At 70.8% G+C, this 22,827-nt stretch carries 18 protein-coding genes; 8 read left to right on the forward strand and 10 right to left on the reverse strand.

Annotated elements, in window-relative coordinates:
- Positions 1 to 107 precede the first annotated feature (107 nt).
- On the reverse strand, positions 108 to 1,655 hold the full coding sequence (locus tag AB0O24_RS15865; protein ID WP_275800822.1) for a DEAD/DEAH box helicase: 1,548 nt from the start codon (positions 1,653 to 1,655) through the stop codon (positions 108 to 110).
- 242 nt (positions 1,656 to 1,897) lie between these two features.
- On the opposite strand from AB0O24_RS15865, the gene AB0O24_RS15870 reads away from it, so the two are divergent.
- On the forward strand, positions 1,898 to 2,023 hold the full coding sequence (locus tag AB0O24_RS15870) for a hypothetical protein (RefSeq protein WP_275044487.1): 126 nt from the start codon (positions 1,898 to 1,900) through the stop codon (positions 2,021 to 2,023).
- A 12-nt stretch (positions 2,024 to 2,035) separates the two neighbouring features.
- Here the strand turns inward: AB0O24_RS15870 and AB0O24_RS15875 are convergent, their stop codons facing one another.
- From AB0O24_RS15875 to AB0O24_RS15910, 8 genes are all read right to left on the reverse strand, one after another.
- A complete protein-coding gene (locus AB0O24_RS15875; protein WP_275800821.1) occupies positions 2,036 to 2,608 on the reverse strand; it encodes a DNA-3-methyladenine glycosylase I in 573 nt (190 codons plus the stop codon).
- A 161-nt stretch (positions 2,609 to 2,769) separates the two neighbouring features.
- On the reverse strand, positions 2,770 to 3,474 hold the full coding sequence (locus AB0O24_RS15880) for a peptidase E (RefSeq protein ID WP_275800820.1): 705 nt from the start codon (positions 3,472 to 3,474) through the stop codon (positions 2,770 to 2,772).
- Between the two features lie 2 nt (positions 3,475 to 3,476).
- Positions 3,477 to 6,242 carry a glycoside hydrolase family 2 TIM barrel-domain containing protein gene (locus tag AB0O24_RS15885; protein WP_275800819.1) on the reverse strand — a complete coding sequence of 922 codons (2,766 nt, stop codon included), beginning with the start codon at positions 6,240 to 6,242 and terminating at the stop codon, positions 3,477 to 3,479.
- A gap of 4 nt (positions 6,243 to 6,246) precedes the next feature.
- Positions 6,247 to 7,113 (reverse strand): carbohydrate ABC transporter permease, encoded by an 867-nt coding sequence (locus tag AB0O24_RS15890; protein WP_275800817.1) that lies wholly within the window; start codon positions 7,111 to 7,113, stop codon positions 6,247 to 6,249.
- The gene (locus AB0O24_RS15895) at positions 7,110 to 8,099 is read right to left on the reverse strand and encodes a sugar ABC transporter permease (protein WP_275800816.1); all 990 of its coding nucleotides are present in this window, start codon (positions 8,097 to 8,099) and stop codon (positions 7,110 to 7,112) included. Before AB0O24_RS15895 ends, AB0O24_RS15890 begins: the two co-directional genes overlap by 4 nt.
- Positions 8,096 to 10,165, reverse strand: coding sequence for a DUF6259 domain-containing protein (locus AB0O24_RS15900; protein ID WP_363376256.1), 2,070 nt, complete (start codon positions 10,163 to 10,165; stop codon positions 8,096 to 8,098). Before AB0O24_RS15900 ends, AB0O24_RS15895 begins: the two co-directional genes overlap by 4 nt.
- A gap of 266 nt (positions 10,166 to 10,431) precedes the next feature.
- Entirely contained in the window at positions 10,432 to 11,697 is a 1,266-nt protein-coding gene (locus AB0O24_RS15905) for an extracellular solute-binding protein (protein ID WP_363376258.1), read from the reverse strand.
- 68 nt (positions 11,698 to 11,765) lie between these two features.
- A complete protein-coding gene (locus AB0O24_RS15910) occupies positions 11,766 to 13,028 on the reverse strand; it encodes an extracellular solute-binding protein (RefSeq protein WP_363376261.1) in 1,263 nt (420 codons plus the stop codon).
- Positions 13,029 to 13,207: 179 nt separating this feature from the next.
- On the opposite strand from AB0O24_RS15910, the gene AB0O24_RS15915 reads away from it, so the two are divergent.
- The 4 genes from AB0O24_RS15915 (at position 13,208) to AB0O24_RS15930 (ending at position 18,481) form a co-directional block, all read left to right on the forward strand.
- The gene (locus AB0O24_RS15915) at positions 13,208 to 14,515 is read left to right on the forward strand and encodes a DUF3863 domain-containing protein (protein ID WP_275800812.1); all 1,308 of its coding nucleotides are present in this window, start codon (positions 13,208 to 13,210) and stop codon (positions 14,513 to 14,515) included.
- Entirely contained in the window at positions 14,512 to 17,019 is a 2,508-nt protein-coding gene (locus AB0O24_RS15920) for a family 78 glycoside hydrolase catalytic domain (protein ID WP_363376264.1), read from the forward strand. The genes AB0O24_RS15915 and AB0O24_RS15920 overlap by 4 nt, the downstream gene beginning before the upstream one ends.
- A 259-nt stretch (positions 17,020 to 17,278) precedes the next feature.
- Entirely contained in the window at positions 17,279 to 17,563 is a 285-nt protein-coding gene (locus AB0O24_RS15925) for a hypothetical protein (RefSeq protein WP_363376267.1), read from the forward strand.
- Between the two features lie 78 nt (positions 17,564 to 17,641).
- Positions 17,642 to 18,481: a hypothetical protein gene (locus AB0O24_RS15930; protein WP_363376268.1), complete on the forward strand. Its 840-nt coding sequence runs from the start codon at positions 17,642 to 17,644 to the stop codon at positions 18,479 to 18,481.
- A 685-nt stretch (positions 18,482 to 19,166) separates the two neighbouring features.
- Here the strand turns inward: AB0O24_RS15930 and AB0O24_RS15935 are convergent.
- The gene (locus AB0O24_RS15935; RefSeq protein WP_307383040.1) at positions 19,167 to 19,925 is read right to left on the reverse strand and encodes an SDR family oxidoreductase; all 759 of its coding nucleotides are present in this window, start codon (positions 19,923 to 19,925) and stop codon (positions 19,167 to 19,169) included.
- 82 nt (positions 19,926 to 20,007) lie between these two features.
- On the opposite strand from AB0O24_RS15935, the gene AB0O24_RS15940 reads away from it, so the two are divergent.
- Genes AB0O24_RS15940 through AB0O24_RS15950 form a run of 3 tightly spaced genes read left to right on the forward strand, consistent with a single transcriptional unit; the run spans position 20,008 to position 22,804 of the window.
- Complete coding sequence (locus AB0O24_RS15940) at positions 20,008 to 20,925, forward strand: SIS domain-containing protein (protein ID WP_363376271.1); 918 nt, start codon at positions 20,008 to 20,010, stop codon at positions 20,923 to 20,925.
- Positions 20,922 to 21,878, forward strand: coding sequence for an NAD(P)-dependent oxidoreductase (locus tag AB0O24_RS15945; RefSeq protein ID WP_275800805.1), 957 nt, complete (start codon positions 20,922 to 20,924; stop codon positions 21,876 to 21,878). The genes AB0O24_RS15940 and AB0O24_RS15945 overlap by 4 nt, the downstream gene beginning before the upstream one ends.
- Positions 21,875 to 22,804 carry an aryldialkylphosphatase gene (locus AB0O24_RS15950; RefSeq protein WP_275800803.1) on the forward strand — a complete coding sequence of 310 codons (930 nt, stop codon included), beginning with the start codon at positions 21,875 to 21,877 and terminating at the stop codon, positions 22,802 to 22,804. The genes AB0O24_RS15945 and AB0O24_RS15950 overlap by 4 nt, the downstream gene beginning before the upstream one ends.
- Positions 22,805 to 22,827 lie beyond the last annotated feature (23 nt).

A 22,827-nucleotide genomic window follows, 5' to 3' on the forward strand; every position in this document is an offset into this window, starting at 1 on the left:
TCATGAGCGACAGGGGGCAGAAAACCATGCCAGGCCCGGCAGGCTGCCACCGCTCAGCATGCCGCCGAACGGATCACGAAGAAAGTAACGGGGCACCGGATGAAGACTCAGCCCTGGGCGCGACGGTTCGTGCGCGGGTTGCGGGCGCCGACGACCATGCCGGTCGTGGGAGTGCCGGATGCCGAGCGGCCGGCGCCCTGCGGACGGCCGGCGGACGCACCGGCGCGCTGCGCGCCGCCCGCGCCCTGACCGCGGCCCGCGCCGGAGCGCTGACCGCCGCGACCGCCCTGGGGAGCGCGCCCCGCGGCCGGAGCATCGGATGCCGCGGCACCCGCGCCGCGACGACGACCGCCGCCGCCCTGACCACCGGAGCGGCCGGCGGGCTGCTGGCCCTCGCCGCGCGCCGCGCGCTTGCGCTGCGCGTTGGCGCCCTGCGAACGGCCCCCGCCCTGCGGCTGCGCGACGACGGGCTCGGGCTTGACGTACGGGGCGACCTCGCCCACGAGGGCGACGACCTCGGGCGAGGTCGAGGTGACCTGCTGCGGGGTGGCCGAGATCTTGGCCTTGCGGAGGATGTCGAGGGTGTCACGACGCTGCTCGGGGAGCATGATCGTGACGACGTCGCCGGCCGAGCCCGCGCGGGCGGTGCGACCCGAGCGGTGCAGGTACGCCTTGTGCTCGACGGGCGGGTCGACGTGCACAACGAGCTCGACGCCGTCGACGTGCACGCCGCGCGCGGCGACGTCGGTGGCGACGAGGACCTTCGCGCGGCCGTCGCCGAAAGCGGCGAGGTTGCGGTCACGCGCGGGCTGCGACAGGTTGCCGTGCAGGTCGACGGCGGGGATGCCCGAGGCGGTCAGCTGCTTCGCGAGCTTCTTGGCCTGGTGCTTGGTGCGCATGAAGAGAATGCGTCGCGCGGTGCCCGAGGCGAGCGTCTGCACGAGGTCCTTCTTGGCGTCCGCGTCGACCGGCGCGAAGACGTGGTGGGTCATCGCGGCGACGTGCGAGTGCGCCTCATCGACCGAGTGCAGCACCTCGTTGCGCAGGAACCGCTTGACCAGCTTGTCCACGCCGTTGTCGAGCGTCGCCGAGAAGAGCAGGCGCTGCCCGTCGGCGGGCGTGCGCGCGAGCAGGCGCGTGACACCGGGGAGGAAGCCGAGGTCGGCCATGTGGTCGGCCTCGTCGAGGACGGTGATCTCGATGTCGCTCAGGTTCGCGAAGCCTTGACCGATGAGGTCTTCGAGGCGACCGGGGCAGGCGACGAGGATGTCGACGCCCGCGGCGAGCGCGTCGACCTGGCGCTTCTGGTTCACGCCGCCGTAGACGGTGGCGGTGACCAGACCATAGGCCGCGGCGAGGGGCTTGATGACCTCGTCGATCTGGTTGGCCAGCTCGCGGGTCGGTGCGAGCACGAGCGCGCGAGGCTTGCGGCCACGGCGGCGGTCGGTGTTCGCGGCGAGACGCGCGACGAGCGGCAGCGAGAAGGCGAGGGTCTTGCCCGACCCGGTTTTTCCGCGGCCGAGCACGTCGCGCCCGGCGAGGGTGTCGGGCAGAGTGTCGGCCTGGATCGGGAAAGGCTCGTTCTTGCCCTGGGCGGCGAGAACGGCGATGAGGGGGGCGGGCACGCCGAGGTCGGCGAAAGTCTGGGACGTCATGAATACTCCTGCCGCGGCGCACGCGCACACGGCGATTCGGGATGCCGCGATGCTGCGGCTGCAAGGGGCGAAGGCGCCGGGTGGCGCATCCGTTCGCCGTGAAGGTCAAAGGCCCGAGAGAAAGGGGCCGGTGCGTTCGACGACGCGAGGAGCGAAAGCTCCGTCAACCAGTCTAGCGGGTGAGCGCACATCTCCGTCGCCCGACGGATCCGCGGGACCGGCCCCTTCCCTAGCGTCGAGGCATGGACATCTCATCGATGATCATGGGCGCGTCGATCGCCTCCGTCGCCTGGATCGCCTTCGTGCCCTGGTCGAAGCTGCGCCGCCTCAAAGAGCTCGACGCGGAGCGGGAAGACGGGTCCGCCTGAGCGACCGCGGCGTCAGGCCGCCGCGCGCCAGCACCCCGCGACGTGGTCGTCGACCATGCCGGAGGACTGCATGAGCGCGTACATCGTGGTCGGCCCGACGAAACGGAAGCCGCGACGGCGCAGCTCTTTGCTCATCGCCGTGGACTCCGGCGTCACCACGGGGACCTCGGCGAACGTGCGCGGCGGCTCATGCGTCGCGGGGGCGAACGACCACATCAGGGTGTCGAGTTCTCCTTCGGCCATGCCCGCCACGATGGTCGCGTTGCCGATCACGGCCTCGATCTTCCCGCGATGGCGGATGATGCCGGCATCCTGAAGCAGTCGCTCGACGTCGTCGGGGCCGAAGGCGGCGACGGCGGCCGGCTCGAAGCCGTGGAACACCTCGCGGAAACGCGAACGCTTGCGCAGGATCGTGATCCACGCGAGACCCGCTTGGAAGCCCTCGAGGCTCAGCTTCTCGAACAAGGGGCGGTCGCCGCGCAGCGTCGATCCCCACTCTTCGTCGTGGTAACGCTGGTACTCGGCGTCGGAGCCGGCCCACGCGCACCGCACGACACCGTCGGCCCCGGTCACCAGATCACTCATGCCCACAGGCTACGGGTGCCCTCCGACACCGGCCCCGGCGGCCGGGCACCGGCGTCCCCGCCGACGTCACCAGAACAGGGGATGCCACGAAAACAGGCCGCACCGCGCGCAGACGCCCTGTTTTCGCAGCGTTCCCTGTTCTCGACGCAGCGATCGGCGCGTCACAGCACCCGCGTCGGCACGGCCTCCTCGACCGCCCCGTCCCCGTCGCGGTCGACCCGATGCACGGCGCCCCCGGGCAGCTCGGTGACGAAGTCCACCGCGCGGGTCCCCTCGTAGAGCACCCCGGTGCCCTCGTCGAGACCGAAGCCGCCGGGGAGCGTGCCCTCGGCGATCGCGCGATGAAGCGCGGGCCGTCGCTCGGCTTGCGAGTCGTAGTGCACCCCGAGCGACCCGGGGATGAAGCCGAGGCCGTCGTGGATCGTGCGGACCTCGCCGAAGCCCGAGGTGGGGCCGCCGGTGTGCCAGCACAGCGCCCCAGCCGACGTGCCGGCGAGCAGGATGCCGCTCTCCCACGCCGCGCGCAGCACGGTGTCGAGTCCGTGCGCGCGCCACACCGCGAGGAGGTTCACCACACTGCCGCCGCCCGTCCACACGAGGTCTGCGGACTGCACAACCTCGGCCAGGTCGAGCACCGTGCGTCCGAAGAGGCGCAGGTGCACGGCATCCACGCCCGCCGCCATCGCCGCGGCGAGCTCGCGGCCTTCGTCGATGCGCTGGTCGCCGCCCGCGGTGCCGAGGAACACGATCCGAGGGCGCCCCTCGACGCCGGTGAGATCGAGCGCGTGCCGGAGCAGCGGGCCGAAGGCCAGGTCGCCCCACGAGGCGTCGGCCCACCCGCCGCAGGTCGCGAGGATGCGGGGCACCGTCACAACGTCACCGCCACGGCATCCGCGTTCCACGCCCGCACGCGCGGGTCGTCCCACGACGCCCCCGCCAGATAGAACGCGACGAGACGCTCCTCGCCGGGTTCGAGGCCGAAGGCGTTGTCGTCGAGCCACGCGCCCGGCGCCGTCGGGAATCCGTCGACGAGCACGATCGGCGCGGGCACGTCGCCGACGTTGCGTACGCGCAGGGCCCCGCCCGCGAAGCGGGCCTCGAGCCGTGTGCGGGGCTGCTCCTTCAGCGGCGCCGGTCCGGTCGCGTAGGGCGCGAGCAGCTCCTCGATCGGGCGGTCGGTCAGGCTGTCGAGCGGCTCCGCCTCGAGGGCGGCCACCTCGGCACTCTTCGGCTGCGCGTTGAGCGCGTACCAGGCCGACGAGACGCGTTCGCCGTGCGCGTCGCGCAGGTACACCGCGAGCACCAGCGGACCTGCGTCGGGAGCCTCGGCCTCGAGCGTGAACGCGAGCGCGTGGGCGTCGGCATCCAGATCCACGGATGCCGCCCGCTCGGCGATCACGCCGAACCGGGCGTCGTAGAGGCGGGCGTTCACCGAACCGGTCAGCCCCGAGGGCGTGTCGTTCGCCGCGTGCACCTCGGCCGAGAACGTCTCGCCCGCGCCGAGCGACGTGCGCTCGTACACCGCGAACGCCGAGCGTGCCGCGCCGAACTGGCGCGCGCGGTAGTACGACAGCTTCGCCCGGCCGTAGTAGTCGACGATCGCCCACGAGGCGCCCGGGAACACCTCGCCGACCTTGTAGAACCAGTACGCCGAGGTGCGCGTGCCGGCGTGCGCGCGCAGGCGCTCCGAGGCGAAGCGCAACGCGTCGCCCTGCGCGAGCTGCGAGTACTCCACGAACGTCGCCCAGTCGGTGAGGGGTCCGTAGTGCGCGTAGCGCGCCTGCTTGAAGAGGTCGAACAGCGAGAACTGCGCCTGGTGCTGCAGGATCGCGCCGTGCGCGGGCGGCGGCCACTGCTCCAGCAGCGCGGGGTCGAGGAAGCGCGCCATGCTGTCGAGGTCGCACTGACTCGACAGCCCGTACTCGCCGAACACCGGCGGCACGTGCGTCGCGTACGCCTCGACCGGCTGCCCCTCGTGATAGACGCCGTAGTAGTGCTCGCTCCCGCCCCACGGGTCGGTGCGGTGGAAAGGCCGCGTCGGGTCGTACTGCCGCACGCGCGTGCCGATCACGGTGAGCAGGTCGTCGCCCGAGACGGTCTCGGGGTTCTCGTTGCCGCCGCCCCACATCACCAGGGACGGGTGGGTGCGCAGACGCCGGACGATCCGCGACGCCTGCTCGTCGACGACGGCGAGGGTGGCTCCCGTGGCGTCGAGTCCGAACGAAAGCGGGAACTCCTGCAGCACCAGGATGCCGCGGCGGTCGCACTCGTCGTAGAACGCGTCGCTCTCGATCGTCCCGCCGCCCCACGCCCGGAGCATCTGGAGGTTCGCACGCACGCACAGGTCGAGGATGTGTCGGTCGACATCGAACCCGCGTCGGGCCATCGGGTCGGTGAAGCACCAGTTCGCGCCCTTGAGGAAGAGCGGACGCCCGTTGACCACGAACTGCCAGTCGTAGACGTCGTCGCCCGACACCTCGGGCAGCGCCCGCATCTCGACGGTGCGGATGCCGACACTCGTCGAGCGCGATGACCCGTCGACGCTCGCCTCGACGCGGTACAACGGCTGCGCGCCGTAGCCGAACGGCCACCACAGCCGGGCGCCGGGGACGTCGATCTCGATCGCGTGCCGGGACGTGCCTCGGGATGCCACGGTCTCCGCCGTCACGTCGGCGACGACGGCGCCCTCGGGGTCGAGCACGCGGACGCGCGTCGGAGCGGGACCGCCGTCGGTGTGCGCGATCAGGTCCCACTGCACCCGGATCCGCGCCGCCACCTCGGCGGCGTGCACCGTCGAGACGAACAGGTCGTCGAGCTCGAGGTCGGGCACCCGTTCCAGGCGCACGCCGCGCCAGATCCCGATCGAGATGAGGTGGCCGTAGTGCCACCCCCACCCCGGCGAGGGCTTGAGCACGCCGTGCCAGTCGCGCGGGGGCGTGTCGATGCGGACGACGATCTCGTCGGTGCCGTCGCCGCGCAGCAGGGCCGTCACGTCGATGTCGGGTCCGCCGTACATGCCGGTGTGCCGGGCGATCGGCTCGCCGTTGAGCCAGAAGGATGCTGCGTCATCGACGCCGTCGAAAGCCAGGCGCACCCGATCCCCGCGCCACTCGGCCGGCACGTCGAAACGCCGGGCGTACCACCACTGCTGCTCCTCGACGCGGGTGCGACGGAAGTACCACGGCCACTCTCGCGGCACACCGTGCTCGGTGAGCTCGGCGTGCGTGTGGTCGTGGAGGAGCGGGTCGGGGATCTCGCCCGCCGCGGTGAGGGCGGCCTGAACCGTCCCCGGAACGGTCGCGCGGATCCACGACGAGCGGTCGGTGTCGGGGCGGTGCCAGCCCACGGGCGCGGGAGGGGCCTGCCCGCCGAACCAGCGTTCGATCGCGAACTCGCGGCCGGCGGGAGCGCCGGCGAGCAGCCATTCTCCGTCGAGGGAGACCGTCTCGCGCGTGGGCGGTGCGTCCGTCGCCGGCGCCGGGGCCCCGGCATCCGGGGCTCGCCCGACTCCGTCAAGAACGGATGCCGGGACGACCTCCAGCACCGGAAGCGTCGCGTGCTCCTGCACCCACCGGTCGCCGAACAGCGGCGAGGCGAGCGACTGCGCCCGCTCGCGATCGTCGAGCGAGCTCATGCCCTCACTTCACCGCCCCGGCGTAGAGGCCACTGACGAAGAAGCGCTGCGCGAAGACGAACAGCAGCAGGATCGGCAGGCTCATGATGAGCACCGCGGCCATGATGTTGCCCCAGTCGGCGAGGTACTGCGCCTTGAAGTAGAGCACGCCGGTGGTCAGAGTCCGCTTCGAGGGGTCGGTGAGCAGCAGCTGCGGGACGAGGTAGTCGTTCCAGACGCCCACGCCCTGCAGCACCCAGAAGGTCGCGATCGCGGGGCGGGCGAGCGGGAGGAAGATGCGGCGGAAGAGGGTGAAGTAGCCCGCGCCGTCGATGACCGCGGCTTCGACGATCTCCTTCGGCACCTGGCGCATGAAGGCCGCCATGAGGAAGACGCCGAACGGCAGGGCGCCCGCGATGTAGATGAGGATGACGCCGGCGTAGTTATTGATCAGGCCGAGATCGCGCACCACGCGGAACTGCGGCACGAGCGCGAGCTGCATCGGCAGGAAGATGCCCGCCGCGAGAAGCAGGTACACGCCCGAGCCGATGCGCGTGGCCTGGCGCACGATCGCGTACGACGCGAGGGCCGCGACGAACGTGGCGATCGTCATGCTCGTGACGGTCAGCAGCACCGAGTTGAAGAAGAGGTTGGTGAAGCCGGCATCCTGCCACGAGGTGACGAAGTTGTCGAAGGTCGGAGACTGCGGCAGCCCGGTGGGGTTCGTCAGCACCTCGAGGTTCGGCTTGAACGCCGTGATGACGATGATGACGATCGGGTAGATCATCGCGATGCTGAGGACGATCAGCAGCAGGTTGATCGGGAGGCGGCGGGCCAAGCGGAGCATCGACCGGGAATCGAAGCGTGAGCGCGCGGGCGCGTGCGTGGTCATCGGTTGCCCTCCTCGGCGGCGACGCGGTTGTTGAGTCTGTTCTGCACGGCCGCGATCGCGATCAGCACGATCAGGACCAGCACGGCCATCGCCGAGGCGTAGCCGAAGTTGTTGTTCACCAGGCCCTCCTGGAACACCTGGGTCATGAACAGCTGTGTCGAGTTGCCCGGTCCGCCTCGCGTCATCAGGTAGACGGTGTCGAAGGCCCTCAGGGCACCGTTGATCGACAGCACGAGCACGAGTCCGATCGAGGGGATCATGAGCGGGATCGTGATGAAGCGCATCGCTTTCCACCCGCGCGCACCGTCGACTTTGGCCGCCTCGAGGATCTCGCCCGGGATCGTCGAGAGTCCCGCGAGGAAGATGACGACGTTGAACCCGAGACCGCTCCACAGGTCGACGAGGATCACGCTGTACAGCGCGAGGTCGTAGTTGCCGAGCCAGTCCTGTGCGAGACCGCCGAGCCCGATGCTGCGCAGCAGCGTGTTGAACGTTCCCGTGGTCGGGTCGTACATGAAGCTCCACGTGAACACGATCGCCACCGGCGAGATCACCATCGGTGCGAAGAAGATCGCGCGGTAGATGTTGCCGAGCCGGAGCTGGCGGTGCAGGAGCACGGCGATGAGGAACGCCAGGATCGTCTGCACGACGATCTTGAAGAACCCGTAGATCGCGGTGTTGCCGATCGCCTCCATGAGCACGGGGTCGCCCGAGAAGATGCGCACGAAGTTGTCGGCACCGACGAAGTCCCACGCGCGGTTGAACCCGCGGGCATCGGTGAAGCTCGCGACGATCACCTGTCCCATCGGGTACACCGTGAAGACGGTGTAGAGGATCAGCGCGGGAGCGACGGCGATCCAGAACCTGCCCGCGGTGGAACGTCCCGTCCACAGGCGCGCCTTCAGCGAGCGCGTCGTCACCGCCTGCGTGACGGTGGGGTCGTCCAGGGCGAGGACCCGCGGGTCCTCGACGCGTGTGCTGCTCATAGCGATCCAATCGAGTCGAGAGAGGGGAGGACGACGGTCACGCTCCGGGCGGGCACGTCGACGCGCCCGTCCGAGACCGGCGCGCGGAGCCCGTCGAGGTCGTCGGTCTCGGCGTCGCCGAGACCGCGCAGATGCAGGGAGAGCACCTCGTCGCCATGATTGGCCACGACGAGGGCGCGGGCACCGTCGTCGCCCTCCCACACGGTGAGGAGGTCGTGCACGGAACCGTCCGGCCGGAGGGCGACGACGTCGTGATCGACGACGAGGTGCCCGTTCCACAGGCGATCGCGGTGGCGATCACGTAGGGCATCGGCCTGTCGGGCGAGCGAGACGGTCGCGGGCATGTCGCCCGGCCGCCCCTTGAAGTTGTAGGGCTCGAGGCTCATCGCGTAGCCGTAGAGGAGGCACTGCGCGACCATCGAGCGGTCGTCGAACCCGGTGAGGGCGGTGACGATGCGGGCGTCGGGGCGCAGCTGGCGACCGAGCGGGCGGTGCGTCGGCGAGGCACTGCGGAAGTACGACACGTCGTAGTGCGCGAACTGGTCGTCGTACGCGCCCTCGGCGGCGATGACGAACGTGTCGGCGCGGTCGCCGAGCCCTGCGCGGATGTCCTCGACGAAATCGGCATCCCACGTGAACGCGCTGGCACCCACGGGGTGGCCGTGATCGTCGGCGAAGCACAGCAGAGCGCGACCGTGATACAGCGACTCATCGGCCAGGATGCCATCGGCCCCCCACGCGGCCATCTCGGCGACCTCGTCGGCGAAGCGCCGCCGAAGCTCCTCGACGCCGAAGCACAGCGGCACGTACCAGGGGGTGTTGATGCCGTAGCGCTTGCGCGACGAGTGGTACACCGGCCCGGGCTGGGCGTAGGGCTGGCCGTTCGGGTCGCGCGAGACGAAGGGCTCGAGCTCGTCCCAGAGCGGCCCGGGCTTCTCGACCCACACGTACTTCACGTACAGCACGGTGGCGACGTCGAGCTCGCGCGCGCGGTCGAGCGCGCGGCGGAGGCCCGCTTCACCGCCGAGCTTCTCGGCCGGGCGGTGCTGCGGGACGAGACCGTCCTGGCCGCCCTCGTTCCACCCGACGATCTGGATCGCGCCGATGCCCTCGCGCGCGCACTCCTCGATGATGTCGACGAGCGCGTCGAAGTCGTACCGGGGTTCGCCCTCGGTCGACATGAGCTGCACCTGCAGCCACGAGCGGGGCTCGCGGAGCCAGGATGCCGCGCTCCGCCGCGTCGGATCCTGCGTCGGAAGGTACGCGTCGAGACCGCGCTCCCACTCCCCCGCGAACGGGACGACGGCCATCTCGGGCAGCTCGGCGGCGGACCCGTCTGCCGCAGGGAAATGGATGGCGTCGAGGGTCACGGCCGCGTCGTCCGCCGCGGTGCGGCGCAGGCTGTCGGCGAAACCGGGCACGAGGCTCGCCCGCCACCCGATGAAGTCGAGGGTGCGCGCGGCCGGCTGCACCGTGATCCCGCCGGCCTCGCTCGCCAGCACCACGAAGGGCGATGTCGGGGTGCCCACCAGCTCGGGGCGCAGGTTGCCGCTGGCGTAGTCGGGGTACAGCGTTCCCCAGTACGGGGCGTTGGAGTCGAAAACCGGCAGCAGCGACACGCGCGTGCCCGTGGAGTAGTCGACGCCGCGGAGCTCGAGCGTTCCCTCGACCGGACGGATGCCGCCGAGCGAGGGGAAGCGCACGGCCTCGACGCCGCCGGAGTCGAGGTGGAACGACAGCGACAGCCGCAGGGCCCCGTCGTAAACGCGCGCACCGACGACGATCTCTCCGGTGAGTCGCTCGCCGACGGAGGTCACAGGATCGCGCCACACCAGGCGCAGCGCGTCGTCGCCCTCACGCTCGACGTTCGCCAGCGTCTGCGCACCCGTCTCGACGACGACCGTGCGGTCGCCGCCCCGCGGAATCTCGACCACGAACAGCGACGGACGCCCGCCGGCGAGGGGCGCGAGACCGGTGTTCGCGCCGTCGAGGGCAAGTAGTCCGCCCGTCTCGGGGTCGAACGTCGCGGTGGTGCGATCGTCGGTGATCGTCAGCAGGGAGGTCACAAGCACATCCTCGTTCTCGTTGTGTAGCCATACTACATCTTCTGGCCGATACTGCCGCTGCGAATGCAGAATCCGTCGCCGCCGTCGCTGTTTCGCGTAGCTGCGCTACCGCCCGAAACGCATGGCATCCCCTCCCGCGCGGGTTTGGGGCGCGTTCTCCCGTTTGGGGCGGAGAATCACGCGCCCCGAACGGAGAAACACGCCCCAAACCCGAAAAAGGGGAGGGATGCCACGGGCCACCGACGCGGCAGGCGACCCGTCGCGCCTCAGTCGGCGTTCGCGCGAACCTCGACGAGCGTCGCGTCGAGTTCGTCGATCACCGTGTCGACGTCGCTGCGCCCGGCGATGAGGTTCTGCATGCCGACGAGGAGCGTCTCCTGCAGCTGCGGGTGCGCGGGGATCACGACGGGGCGGAAGGTCTTGCCCTCCCACGCCGCGACCATGTCGGGGAAGAGCGGGTCGTTCGCCGAGACGTCGATGCCCTCGGTCGTGGGGAACGCCTTCACCGAGGTGAGGAAGTCGGTGTACACCTCGTCCTGGAAGAAGAAGTCGATGAAGCTCTCGGCCGCGTCGACGCGATCGTTGCCGGGGTTGATCCCCCACGCGACCAGGTAGCTCCCCCACATGTCGGCGACGTCGGCGTCGAGGGTCGGGAAGTTCATGTAGCCCGGCTCCACCCCCGCCGCACGCGCGTCGGAGAGGATCCACGTCGCGGGGAACATCGCCGCCTGTCCGCTGAGGAAGGCCGACTTCGCGGCCGACTGGTTCGTCCCGAGCGGGTCCGGCATGTAGGCCGGAACGAGGTCCTTCACGACCTCGAGCGACTCGGCGTAGCCGGGGATGTCGGCGAAGGTCTTCTCTCCGGCGAGCAGCTCCTCGATCGCACCCGGGTCGTCGGGGAAGACGTGCTGCGCCATCGCGTAGTACGCGATGAACTGGGGCCACCAGCTGTCCTGCGCGCTCATGGCGATCGGCGTGATGCCCGCGGCGGACAGCTTCTCGGCCGCGGCCTTCAGCTCGGTGTAGGTCTGCGGCACCTCGGCGATGCCCGCCTGCTCGAACAGCGCGGTGTTGTAGATGATGCCGTTGCCCGACTGCGAGATCGGCACCGAGTACGCGGCATCCCCGTCCGCTCCTCGGCGGGCCTCTTGCGCCGCGGCGTCATCGAGACGCGAGAAGAAGTCGGTGCCCGACAGGTCGGCGGCGAACCCGTCCCGGACGAAATCGGTGAGGTTCTTCGGATCGAACCCGTACACGTCGGGCCCGGCGCCGCCGGACAGGCGCGTCTTCAGCACGTTGTCGTAGTCGTTGGTGTTGACGAACTCGGCGTTCACCGTGATGCCGGGGTTCTCGGCTTCGAACGCGTCGATGACCTTCTCGTAGGCCTTCTGCGTGTCGCCGCCGTCGCCCCACATGAGGAAGCTGAGGGTGGTGGTGTCGCTCGAGGCGGCTTGGCATCCGGTGAGGGATGCCAGGGCCAGGGCGCTCAGCGCGGTCGCGGTCGTGGCTGTCAGGGCGAGGGAACGAGGCATGGGGGATCCGTCTTTCGAAAAGGGAACCGCCTCGCCCGGGTACTCCCGAGCGAGGCGGTTCGAAGGGGTCAACCGTTGTTGGCGCGGTACTGCGCGAGGGCGGCGTCGAGGTCGCCCAGCACCTGCTCGGTGCTCTTCTGTCCGCTGATGATGTTCTGCAGCCCGACCAGGAGAGCGTCCTGGATGCTCGGGTCGGTGGGCGAGAACGCGGCGACGAAGGTCTTGCCCTCCCACGCGGCCTGCATCTCGGGGAAGAGCGGGTCGACGTCAGCGCCGATCTCGACGTCCTTGGTGGTCGGGAACAGCTTCACCTTGTCGAGGAACGCCTTGTAGGTGTCGTCCTGGAGGAAGAAGTCGAGGAACTTCTGCGAGGCGGCGAGCTTGGCATCCCCGTTGTTCGGGTTCAGGCCGAACCGCACCTGGTACGTGCCCCAGATGTCATCGGACGGCTTGTCGACGGTCGGGAAGTTCATGTAGCCGAGGTCGAGGCCCGCCTCGCGGGCGTCGGACAGGATCCACGTCGCGGGGAACATCGCCGCCTGCCCGCCGAGGAAGGCGGACTGCGCGGCGGTCTGGCTCGTGCCGACCGGGTTGGGCATGTAGTACGGCGTGAGCTCCTTGACGACGTCGAGCGACTCGGCCCAGGCCTTGCTGTCGGAGAAGGTCGTCTTGCCCGCGGCCATCTCGGCGCCGAGCTCTTCGTTCGCGCCGTGCTCGGCGAGGGCGTAGTACACGATGAACTGCGGCCACCAGTTGTCCTGCGCGCTCATCGCGAAGGGGATGATCCCGGCGTCCGAGAGCTTCTTCGAGTCGGCCAGCAGTTCGGTGTAGGTCGTGGGCGGGGCGTCGATACCCGCCTTCTCGAACAGCGCCTTGTTGTAGATGATGCCGTTGCCCGAGAGCGAGATCGGCAGGTTGTAGGTGCCGCCGGCGCGCTGGCTGTCTTTCGCGGCCTCGGGGGTCAGCTTCGACAGGTAGCTCTCGCCGCCCTGCGAGAGGTCTGCTGCGAAACCGTCCGCGACGAAGGTGTCGATGTTGCCGAGGTCGAAACCGTAGATGTCGGGGCCGGCCCCACCGGAGAGGCGGGTCTTGAGGATGTTGTCGTAGTCGTTCGTGTTGAAGAACTCGGCGTTGATCGTGATGTCGGGGTTCGCCGCCTCGAACTCGGTGATGACGTCTTCGTACGCCTTCTGCGTGTCGCCGCCGTCTCCCCACATCAAGAAGCTGAGCTCGGTGGGACCGCCGCCGGCACCTCCCGCGCAGCCGCTCAGCGCGCCTACGGTGGTCAACGCGACCGCCGCTACCGCCGTGTGCCTCAGCCACTTCGTCATGGCCACTCCCTCATCTCCGTCGATCGTCGCGCGGCCCTTTCCGCGGAACGTGGTGTCGGTAGCAAGACTACACAAAATTGGTTCATTTACCCATATCGAATGCATAACGGCACCCCATCGCCCAATTATTGCTAGTGTGACTACGCAAACGCGGGCGTCGGCGGATAGGGTGAGGCCCCATGCAGACACGCCCGCCACTCGGCCGACGACTGACCATCAACACCATCGTCCGCCGCCACCAGATCGAGGCGACGAGAGACACCTCCCTCTGGGAGAACGAGACCGAACTCCACTCCGCAGCCCTCGTCGAGCGCTTCTCCGACGCCGTGCGCAGTGCGGTCCCCGACGCCTCTCTCACATGGGCACTCTCGTGGGGCGCTCTGACCGACGACTCCCCGCGCTACCGCGACATCCGCCGCACGCTCGCGCGTCTCGCCGCCGAGCACGGCGACGACATCACGTTCGTCCCCGGCGGCTTCTTCGCCAACCTCTACGGAACCCGCGACGAGGTCGCTCGCGACATCTCCGACGCGGTCGACCTGCTCCACACCCACTTCGACCGCCCGACCACGGCGCTGGTCGCCGGGTTCCTCTCGGCCGCGAACATCGCGGGTGCGCGCGATCTCGGCATCCGCACCGTTCAGGGCAACATCTGGAGCCAGTTCGACATCGACCTGCAGGACGGCGACGGCTCGCTCGCGTACCCCTACTACCCCTCCCGCAACCATTTCCTCGTGCCCGGCCGCGGCGACGATCGCATCGACGCGGTGCAGCTCGACGGCTGGACGGTCGACCTCGTCGCCGCGCGCACCGCGGGCATGTCGTCCGAGTACAACTCACGGCTCGGCCTCGGTCCGATCGAGACGCTGCACCGTCTGCCGCGCGCGGACGCGCTGAGAGAACTGGATGCCACGAGCGAGGCGCACCTGAACGAGCGCAACGTCGCGCGCAACGGCCTCGGATGGCTCACGGTGAACTACGAGATCAGCGAGGTCGCGCGCGGGCTCGCGCACGACCCCACCACGCTCGACGCCTGGGCGGGCTGGCTCGGAGGCCTCCGCGAGCAGTGGAACGATCTCGAAGTGACCACGATCAGCCGGTTCGGCGACGAGTGGCGCGCCCGGCACGCCGACAACGAGGATCTCGCCTACCTCCTGCAGCAGAGCGGCAGCGGCGTGCAGGCGTCGCGCGCGGGAGAGACGGTGACGTGGTTCATGTGCGCCGACTTTCGCCTCGGTGTCGTGCAGGTCGGCGACACGGTCGAGGTGTTCGACTACACCTCCTATATCGGCGCTTTCGCCGAGCCGGTGGAGCGCGGCGACCGGCGGTGGAGCCTGCTCGGCGAGATCAACCAGAAGCAGACGCGCCCGCAGGACCGACCGGTGGCCCTGGCCGCCTTCCTCGCGCAGCATCCCGACGTCGACGCCGCCCTCGACCGCCACTGGGGCGATGCCCCCGAACTCCGCGAACTGCGAGACGCCGCATGATCTCCGTCACCGACCTCACCGTCGAGCACGCCGTCGACCCGGTCGGCGTCCCCGCATCGCCCCGCTTCGGCTGGACTTTGCGCTCCGACATCGACGGCGTCCGGCAGCTCTCCTACCGCCTGAGCGTGCGCACCGGCACCGAGACGCGGTGGCGGAGCGGACCCGTCGCGTCCGACCGCAGCGTCGACATCGCCTACGAGGGGGCTCCGCTCGCCCCGCTCCGCCGCCACGAGTGGACGGTGGTGGTCACCACGACCGCCGGCGACGCGGTCGCGACGGGAACGTTCGTCACCGCCGCCACCGACGGCGACTGGCGCGGCGCGACCTTCATCGGTGCCGCGGACGACGGCGCGGCCGCTCCGCTGCTGCGCACCGAGTTCGAGGTGGATGCCACCCCCGACGAGGCGTATCTCGTGGTCGGGGCGGGTGGTCTCGCCCGCGTCGAGATCGACGGCATCGCCCCCGACGACAGCGTTCTCGGGCCCGGCTTCACCGACTACGAGGTGAGCGCGCAGTACACGGTCGTCGACGTCACCGAACGGATGACCCCCGGTCGCCACGCGATCGGCGTCGAACTCGGTCGCGGCTTCTACGGCATGCGCGGCCGCAACACCTGGAACTGGGAGACAGCGCCCTGGCACGCCGATCCTTCGGCGCGTGTGCTGCTGGTGTGGCGCGACGGCCGCGGCGAGCACGTCGTCGTGAGCGGCCCCGCGTGGACCACCACCGCGGGCCCGACCCGCTTCGACGATCTCTACGCCGGCGAGGACTACGACGCGCGCCTCGAGCAGCCGGGGTGGAGCACCGCCGGGTTCGACGACCGCGCGTGGGTCTCGGCCCGTGAGGTCGAGGGGCCGCGCGGCGTCCCCGTGCCGCAGCGTCAGCCTCCGATCGTCGAGGGCGAGACGCTCGAACCGACGCGAGTGACGCAGCTCGATGAGGGCCGCTGGGTCGTCTCCTTCCCCCGCGTGATCGCCGGCTGGGTCGAGGTCGACGCCGATGCGGATCCGGGGGCCGAGATCGAGCTGCGGTTCGGCGAGAGCCTCCGCGCAGACGGGACGCCGAACTCCGACGACGAGAAGGGGTACTTCGACGGACGTTTCCAGACCGATCGCGTGACCCTGGCGGATCGGCCGCTGCGGTGGCATCCGCGATTCACCTGGCACGGGTTCCAGCACGTCGAGGTGCGCGCCCGGTCCCTGCCCACCCTTCGCGCGCGGGTCGTCCACACGCGCGCCGAGCGGACGGGACGCTTCGAGACGTCGTCGCCGATGCTGAACACCCTGCACGAGCTCACGGTGCGGACGATCCTCAACAACCTGCACGGCATCCCGACCGATACGCCGAAGTACGAGAAGAACGGGTGGACCGGCGACGGCATGGTCGGCGCCCGCATGATGCTTCTCAACCTCGACACGCACGAGCTGCTGGCGAAGTGGGTCGCCGACATCGCGGCATCCCGTCACGGTCAGGGAGCACCCGAGGTGATCGCCCCGCACGGCGGCTGGAGCATGGACTGGACGCCCGCACCGACGTGGCACTCAGCCCTTCTGCTCGTGCCGTGGGACGTCTACCAGCTGCGCGGCGACGACCGGGTGCTCGCCGACGTGTGGCCCGACGCGCGTGACTACCTGCGCTTCGAGCTCGAGCGGGGAGTCGACGGTCTCTTCGACACCACCCTCGGCGACTGGGTGAGCCCCGAGACCGACCCGGGCGGCGGGAACGCGCCGGAGGACACCCGCATCGCCGCCACGGCGTTCGTCATCGCGATGTGCGACACGGCGGCCGCGATCGCGCGTGTGCTGGGCGAGGATCCGGGCGAGTGGGAGCGGGCCGCCGCGGCCTCTCGTGCCGCGTTCGTCGCCGAGTTCTGGGATGCCGAGACCGCCGAGGTGCGCGGACGGGACGACGCCGGGTATCGCCAGGCGCACACGACTCTGGCCCTGGCCTTCGACATCCTTCCCGCCGGGGACCGGCAGCGCGCGGCCGACCGCCTGGCCGCCGACGTCGTCGACCGCGGGCACCACCTGTCCACGGGTGCGCTCGCGACCAAGCACCTGCTCCCCCAACTCACGCGTTTCGGCCACGCCGACGTCGCGGTCGCGGTCGCCCTGCAGACGACGTTCCCGAGCTGGGGCTTCTGGGTCGAGCAGGGGGCGACCTCGCTCTGGGAGCACTGGAAAGAGGAGTCGCGTTCGCGCGGCCACTACTTCCTGGGCACGGTCGAGGACTGGTTCTACGCCGACGTGGCCGGGCTGCAGGCGGTCTCGCCGGGATGGCGCGAAGCGCGGATCGCTCCGAGCGTCCTCGGGACGGCGCTGTCGTCGGCCTCGGCCGCCGTACGGACGCCGTACGGCGAGCTGTCGGTGCAGTGGCTGGTCGACGACGGCGCGGTGACGCTGTCGTGCGAGGTGCCGATCGGCATGCGTGCCGAGATCGAGCTGCCGGGACTCCGCCGCCGGGTCGAGGCGGGGAGGCACGAGGTGCGGGTGGCGCTGGGCTGAGGGCGGGGCTGGGCTGAGGGCGGGGCTGCGCTGAGGCGCGCTGCGCTGGGGGGCGCTGCGCTGGGGGCGCCGCGCTTGGGGCGCCGCGCTGGGGGCGCGGCGATCCGCAGCCTGCGGGGGCCCACTCGGGCATAAACGCGATCCGCGCACAGAAACACGCTCTGCTCGCGTTTATCGGCGTGGATCGCGTTTATGCGTGCGGTGCGCTGCCCTCTCGCGGTTCACCCGACGGACACCGAACGCAGCTACCGTGTCGGCCATGTCGAAGCCTCTTGCGTGGGCCGGTCTGAGCGCCCTTCTGCTACTGCTGGTCCCCGTCGTGTACAACGGCGCGATGGCGTACGGGGCCGAGTTCCTCGTGTGGGATGAGCAGTACTCCACGTACTACTACGACGAGCGGCCCGGCGGTTTCGTCGTGATCGTCGCGGGCCTCGTGGCATCCGTCGTCCTGATCCTGCTCGCGGTCGGCGCGGCGCTTCGCGCGGGAGTGCTCTTCGTCCGCCACGCACGCTCGCGCGGTAGCGAAGCGACAGCGGGAGCCTGACGCCGCGGCGCGTTCGCCCCTCGTTCACCCGACCGCACTACGGTCGCCGCGAGACGACAGGGAGGTCGACGGATGCCGGTGACCACACGTGCCCGCATCGGGATCGCCGCCGCCGTCGTGGGGGCGATCGCCGTCGGCGGCGCTGCCGTGGTGGTGTTCGGCTGGATGATCGACGAGACGCGCTTCGACCGGCCCGACCCCGCGTTCGACGCGCTGACCGCGGAGATCGCGGCCGTCCCCGGTGTGTCCGACGTGCAGAAGCAGCGCTGGGTCGAGGCGCCGCTGTTCGCGAATCCCTCGTCCTGGGTGCAGGTCACGGCCGAGGCATCCGCGTTCCCGGAGGTCCGCGAGATCGCCTGCGACACCGCCTATCCGGATGCCGTCGAGTGGGGCTTCGACCTCGAAGGCGCCGGAGCCACCCGGGTCTCGGCGTACGCCGACGCCGTGCGGGGATGCCCCGCGTTCGGGTTCGACCTGGAGGCCGTGGCATCCGAGATCTTCCGGGTCGCCCCGGGGAGCGTCATTCAAGCGGCGATCTGGGATGCCGAGCGCTTCGCGCTCTCGTCGCTCGACGGGCGCCCCGAGGAGGTCGGGGCGCAACTCCTCCCCCTCGTCGCTCACGCCGACACGCTGCGCGCGGCCGCGGGAGTCGATCCCGAGATGCCGGTCGAGGTCTCGGGTCCGCGGCTCGGCGTGGAGATCGGCCCCGACGAAGCCGCGGGGTACCACGCCCTGCTCACGACGCTCATCGACGAGCACGACGTCACGTACTTCGCGTTCGGGGGCGGCGGAACGCCGATCGACGGCGTCGAAAAGGTGCAGGTGACCGCCCCCGACGCGCAGCACGACGCGATCGAGCGGCTGATCGCCGACTCGGGTCTGCCCGTCGCCGCGCTGCCGGTGGCGTTTCTGGAGTGACGCGGGGCGGCGCGACGGGGTGGCGGATGCGCGCGGCGGGCGCGGGGCGGCGCGGCGCGGAGGCGGCGCGGAGGCGGCGCGGCGGGTCGCCCATAAACGCGATCCATTCGCATAAACACGGGGAGAGCGCGTTTATGCGCGCAAACAGCGTTTATGCGTGGCGCGGAAGCGCCTGCGCGCGAGCGCGCGGAGCGGCGCGACGGGGTGGCGGATGCGCGCGGCGGGCGCGGGGCGGCGCGGCGCGGCGGGCGCGGGGCGGCGCGGCGGCGCATCCATAAACGCGATTCACTCGCATAAACACGGGGAGAGCGCGTTTATGCGCGCAAACAGCGTTTATGCGTGGCGCGCCCGGACCGCCTGCGCGAGAACGCCCGTGCGGTAGCGCCCGTCCGTGCGCGGGGGCGGCTGGACGCCGGCGCGGGACCGCGGGTCGGCACCCCGTGTCACCGATAAACGCGATCCACTCGCATAAACACAGGGAGAGCGCGTTTATGCGCGCGAACAGCGTTTATGCGTGACGCGTGGGACCGCGGGTCGGCACCCCGTGTCACCGATAAACGCGATCCACTCGCATAAACACAGGGAGAGCGCGTTTATGCGCGCAAACAGCGTTTATGCGTGACGCGCGGGCAGCGCGGCAACGCCCGCGCGCGGCAACGCCCGCCCCCGCCCCGCGCGGCGCGAGTCACCAGGCCGAGTAGCCGCCGTCGATCAGCACGACCGAGCCGGTCATGTATGACGCGGCGTCCGACGCGAGGAACGCTACGAGCGAGCCGATCTCCTCGGGGGCGCCGAGGCGGCCCATCGGCGTGCGGCGCACCCAGTCGTCCCACCAATCGCCGGGAACGCCCTCCTTGGTCAGCTCGGTGCCGACGTAGCCGGGGGCGACGGCGTTGACGCGGATGCCCTGCTCGGCGAACTCGATCGCGAGCGACTTCACGGCGAGGTGCACCGCCCCCTTCGAGGCGTTATAGGCGGCCTGACGCTGGGGCGCGTTCGCGAGCTCACCCGACATCGAGCCGATCGCGACGATCGAGCCGCCGCGCTCCTGCATGTGCCGCGCGGCCTCGCGCGCGCACCAGAACGTGCCCGTCGCGTTGACGGCGAGAACCCGGTCCCACGTCTCTCGCTCGAGCTCGAGCGACGGCTGGTGGTTGGCGATGCCGGCCGAGGTCACGAGGATGTCGACCGATCCGAGACGACCGGCCACGTCGGCGAACACGCGCTCCACCTCGGCGGCGTCCGTGACGTCGAGGTGCACGTACGACACGCGCCCGCTCTCGAACGACCCCGCGGCGGCGGTTCCGGCCTCGTCGAGCACGTCGGCGATCACGACGATCGCCCCGAACTCCTCGAGAGCGGTCACCACCGCGAGCCCGATGCCGCGGGAGCCTCCCGTCACAACCGCCACACGGTCGGTGAGTTCCAGCCTTTGTCGGTACATCTTCGTCCTCCTGTGCTGTCGCGCTGTGCGGGGAAGCCCGCATCGGCTAAGATGTAGCCATACTACATGGAAGGAGCTCGCGATGACCCTCGACGTCGAGCAGGCCAGCGAAGAGTCCACCGACACGCTTCTCGAGCGCATCACCCGCCAACTGCCGCACCTGCGCCGCTCCGAACAACGGGTCGCCGCGATCGTCCTCGACAATCCCGTCGGCGCCGCCCAGTTCACGATGGCCGGCCTCGCCGAAGCCGCCGAGGTCAGCGAGCCCACCGTCATGCGCTTCTGCAGCTCGGTCGGCTGCGAGGGGTTCCAGGACTTCAAGATCCAGCTCGCCCAGACCCTCGCTCTCGGGCTGCCGGTCACCCACTCGACCATCACCTCGTCGGATTCCTCGGGCGACGTGGCCGAGAAGATCTTCGACCACACCATCTCGAGCCTCGACCGCGCACGCCGCACCCTCGCCCCCGCCGCCGTGGAGCGAGCGATCGAGGCGATTCTGGATGCCAGCGACATCCTCTTCGTCGGCTTCGGCGCGAGCGGCATCATCGCGCAGGACGCCCAACAGAAGTTCCCCCTCTTCGGCGTCCCCTGCCAGGCACCCGAGGACTTCCACCAGCAGTTCATCGCCGCGACGATGTCGGGTCCCCGCAGCGTGACCGTCGCGATCTCGAACACCGGGCACACCGAGCAGACGCTCACGGTCGCCCGGGCCGCCCGCAAGGCCGGGGGAACCGTCATCTCGCTGACCGGTCGCGTCAGCCCACTGTCCGAGATCGCGGATATTCCCCTGATCGTACGCACATTCGAAGACACCGACGTGTACACGCCGTCGACGAGCCGTCTGGCGGGTCTCGTGGTCATCGACATCCTCGCCACCGGTGTCGCCCTGCGTCGCTCGCCGGCCCACAGCGAAGCCGTCCGCCGCATGAAGAGCGAGCTCGCGGCCATGCGTCACGCCGAGGGCGACCGCGCGGGCGACACCACCGAGGCCGACTCGTGACCGGGGTCGTGCTGGTCACCTCCCGCTCGTTCGGGTCGGGCGAGTACGACCCCGGAGCGGTCCTCGCGGAGGCGGGATACCGCGTCGTCCGCGCCGGCTCGTCGCACGACCTCGAGGAGCTCGCTCCCCTGCTCGCCGAGGCCGACGGGTGGATCGCCGGCACGGGCCCGGTCACCGCGGCCCACCTCGACCTCGCCCCCCACCTGAGGGGGATCGCGCGCTACGGCGTCGGCGTCGACAACGTCGATCTGGCCGCGGCGGCGGCGCGCGGCATCCCGGTCACGAACACTCCCGGCGCGAACTCGGCCGCGGTGGCCGAGCACACCCTCGCCCTCCTCCTGACGGCCCTGCGGGGCATCCCGGCCGCCGATCGTCGCGTGCGCGCGGGCGACTGGTCGGGAAAGCCCGCGCGAGAGCTGTCGGCGCTGACCGTCGGGGTGGTCGGACTGGGCCGGATCGGACGCCTCGTGACCGAACGCCTGCGCGCGTTCGGCGCCACGGTCCTCGGGGCCGACCCGTGGGTCGACGCCCGCGATCCGCTGTTCGAGGCCGTGGAGCGCGCCGACACCGAGACGCTCTCGACTCGCTGCGATGTTGTGACACTACATGCGCCGGGCGGGCAGAAGGTCATTGATGAGCGGTGGCTCGCCGCCGCCGACCGGCCCGTCCTGCTCGTGAACACGGCTCGCGCCGACCTCGTCGACGAGGAGGCGGTGGCCCGCGCCGCCCGGCGTGGACGCGTGGCCGCCTACGCCGCCGACACCCTCGCCATCGAGACCACCGGTGACGCGGCATCGCCCCTCTTAGCCGACGACCTGGCCGACCGCGTGATCGTCACCGCCCATCTCGGCGCGCAGACCCGCGAGGGCGTCGACGGCATGGGGCGAATGGCGGTGAACGACATGGTCGCGCTCCTGCGCGGGCAGACTCCCGCTCACCCCGTGCCCGCATGAGCGGGTTCGTCCGGTCCGTCATCGGCGACCTCGCCCCCGACGCGCTCGGCACCGTCGACTACCACGAGCACCTCTTCCAGGTCTCGCCTCTGCTGCCCGACGACGATCTCGACGACGAGGAGGCCAGCACCGAGGAGACCCGCCAGTTCGCGGCATCCGGATTCCACACCCTCGTGGATGCCACACCCCTGGGCCTCGGCCGTCGCCCCGCCGCCGCGCGTCGCATCGCGGAGGCCACCGGGGTCGCCGTCGTGCTCACCACCGGCCTGCACCGCCGCGAGCACTACGGAGACGGACATCCGCTCCTCTCGGCGGACGTCGACACACTCGCCGCGGCGTTCGAGGACGACCTGGTGCGGGGAGCTGCGGAGCCCGGCGGCGAGCGCGACCCCGCGGTGCGCGCGGGCGTCCTCAAGGCCGGGATGGGCTACTGGCGACTGGATGCCATCGCCCGACGTTCGATCGAGGCGATCGGCCGCGCGCACGCGGCGACCGGTGCCCCGGTCATGGTGCACCTCGAGCACGGGACGGCGGCCTTCGAGGCGCTGGAGGCGCTCGCATCCGTCGGCGTGCGGGCCGACCGGGTCGCCCTGGCGCACGTCGATCGCAATCCCGACCCCGGGCTGCACGCCGAGCTCGCTGCCACGGGAGCTTTCCTCGGCTACGACGGACCCGCTCGCGCGCGAGAGCACCCCGACTCCGTGGTGCTCGCGTGTCTGATCGCCACCGCCGCGGCCGGAGGCGGGGACCGCATCCTGCTGGGCGGCGACGTCGCTCGCCGCACCCGCTACGTCGCCTACGGCGGCATGCCGGGGCTGCGCTACCTCGGCGACCGCTTCGTCCCGCGCCTGCGCGCCGAGGGCGGCGCCGACCTGGCCGACGCGGTCCTGCGCCGCAACCCCGCCGCCTGGCTCACCTGGCGCTGAGCCGGGGCGCCGGCGTCGCGAGC

Source organism: Microbacterium sp. NPDC086615 (genome assembly GCF_040686055.1).
Classification (GTDB): Bacteria; Actinomycetota; Actinomycetes; order Actinomycetales; family Microbacteriaceae; genus Microbacterium.

Excerpts from the sequence above, each read along its gene's own strand:
- AB0O24_RS15865 (WP_275800822.1), bottom strand. The coding sequence starts at position 1,655 with ATGACGTCCCAGACTTTCGCCGACCTCGGCGTGCCCGCCCCCCTCATC.
- AB0O24_RS15870 (WP_275044487.1), top strand. The coding sequence starts at position 1,898 with ATGGACATCTCATCGATGATCATGGGCGCGTCGATCGCCTCCGTCGCC.
- AB0O24_RS15875 (WP_275800821.1), bottom strand. The coding sequence starts at position 2,608 with ATGAGTGATCTGGTGACCGGGGCCGACGGTGTCGTGCGGTGCGCGTGG.
- AB0O24_RS15885 (WP_275800819.1), bottom strand. The coding sequence starts at position 6,242 with ATGAGCTCGCTCGACGATCGCGAGCGGGCGCAGTCGCTCGCCTCGCCG.
- AB0O24_RS15890 (WP_275800817.1), bottom strand. The coding sequence starts at position 7,113 with ATGACCACGCACGCGCCCGCGCGCTCACGCTTCGATTCCCGGTCGATG.
- AB0O24_RS15895 (WP_275800816.1), bottom strand. The coding sequence starts at position 8,099 with ATGAGCAGCACACGCGTCGAGGACCCGCGGGTCCTCGCCCTGGACGAC.
- AB0O24_RS15905 (WP_363376258.1), bottom strand. The coding sequence starts at position 11,697 with ATGCCTCGTTCCCTCGCCCTGACAGCCACGACCGCGACCGCGCTGAGC.
- AB0O24_RS15910 (WP_363376261.1), bottom strand. The coding sequence starts at position 13,028 with ATGACGAAGTGGCTGAGGCACACGGCGGTAGCGGCGGTCGCGTTGACC.
- AB0O24_RS15915 (WP_275800812.1), top strand. The coding sequence starts at position 13,208 with ATGCAGACACGCCCGCCACTCGGCCGACGACTGACCATCAACACCATC.
- AB0O24_RS15920 (WP_363376264.1), top strand. The coding sequence starts at position 14,512 with ATGATCTCCGTCACCGACCTCACCGTCGAGCACGCCGTCGACCCGGTC.
- AB0O24_RS15925 (WP_363376267.1), top strand. The coding sequence starts at position 17,279 with ATGTCGAAGCCTCTTGCGTGGGCCGGTCTGAGCGCCCTTCTGCTACTG.
- AB0O24_RS15935 (WP_307383040.1), bottom strand. The coding sequence starts at position 19,925 with ATGTACCGACAAAGGCTGGAACTCACCGACCGTGTGGCGGTTGTGACG.
- AB0O24_RS15940 (WP_363376271.1), top strand. The coding sequence starts at position 20,008 with ATGACCCTCGACGTCGAGCAGGCCAGCGAAGAGTCCACCGACACGCTT.
- AB0O24_RS15950 (WP_275800803.1), top strand. The coding sequence starts at position 21,875 with ATGAGCGGGTTCGTCCGGTCCGTCATCGGCGACCTCGCCCCCGACGCG.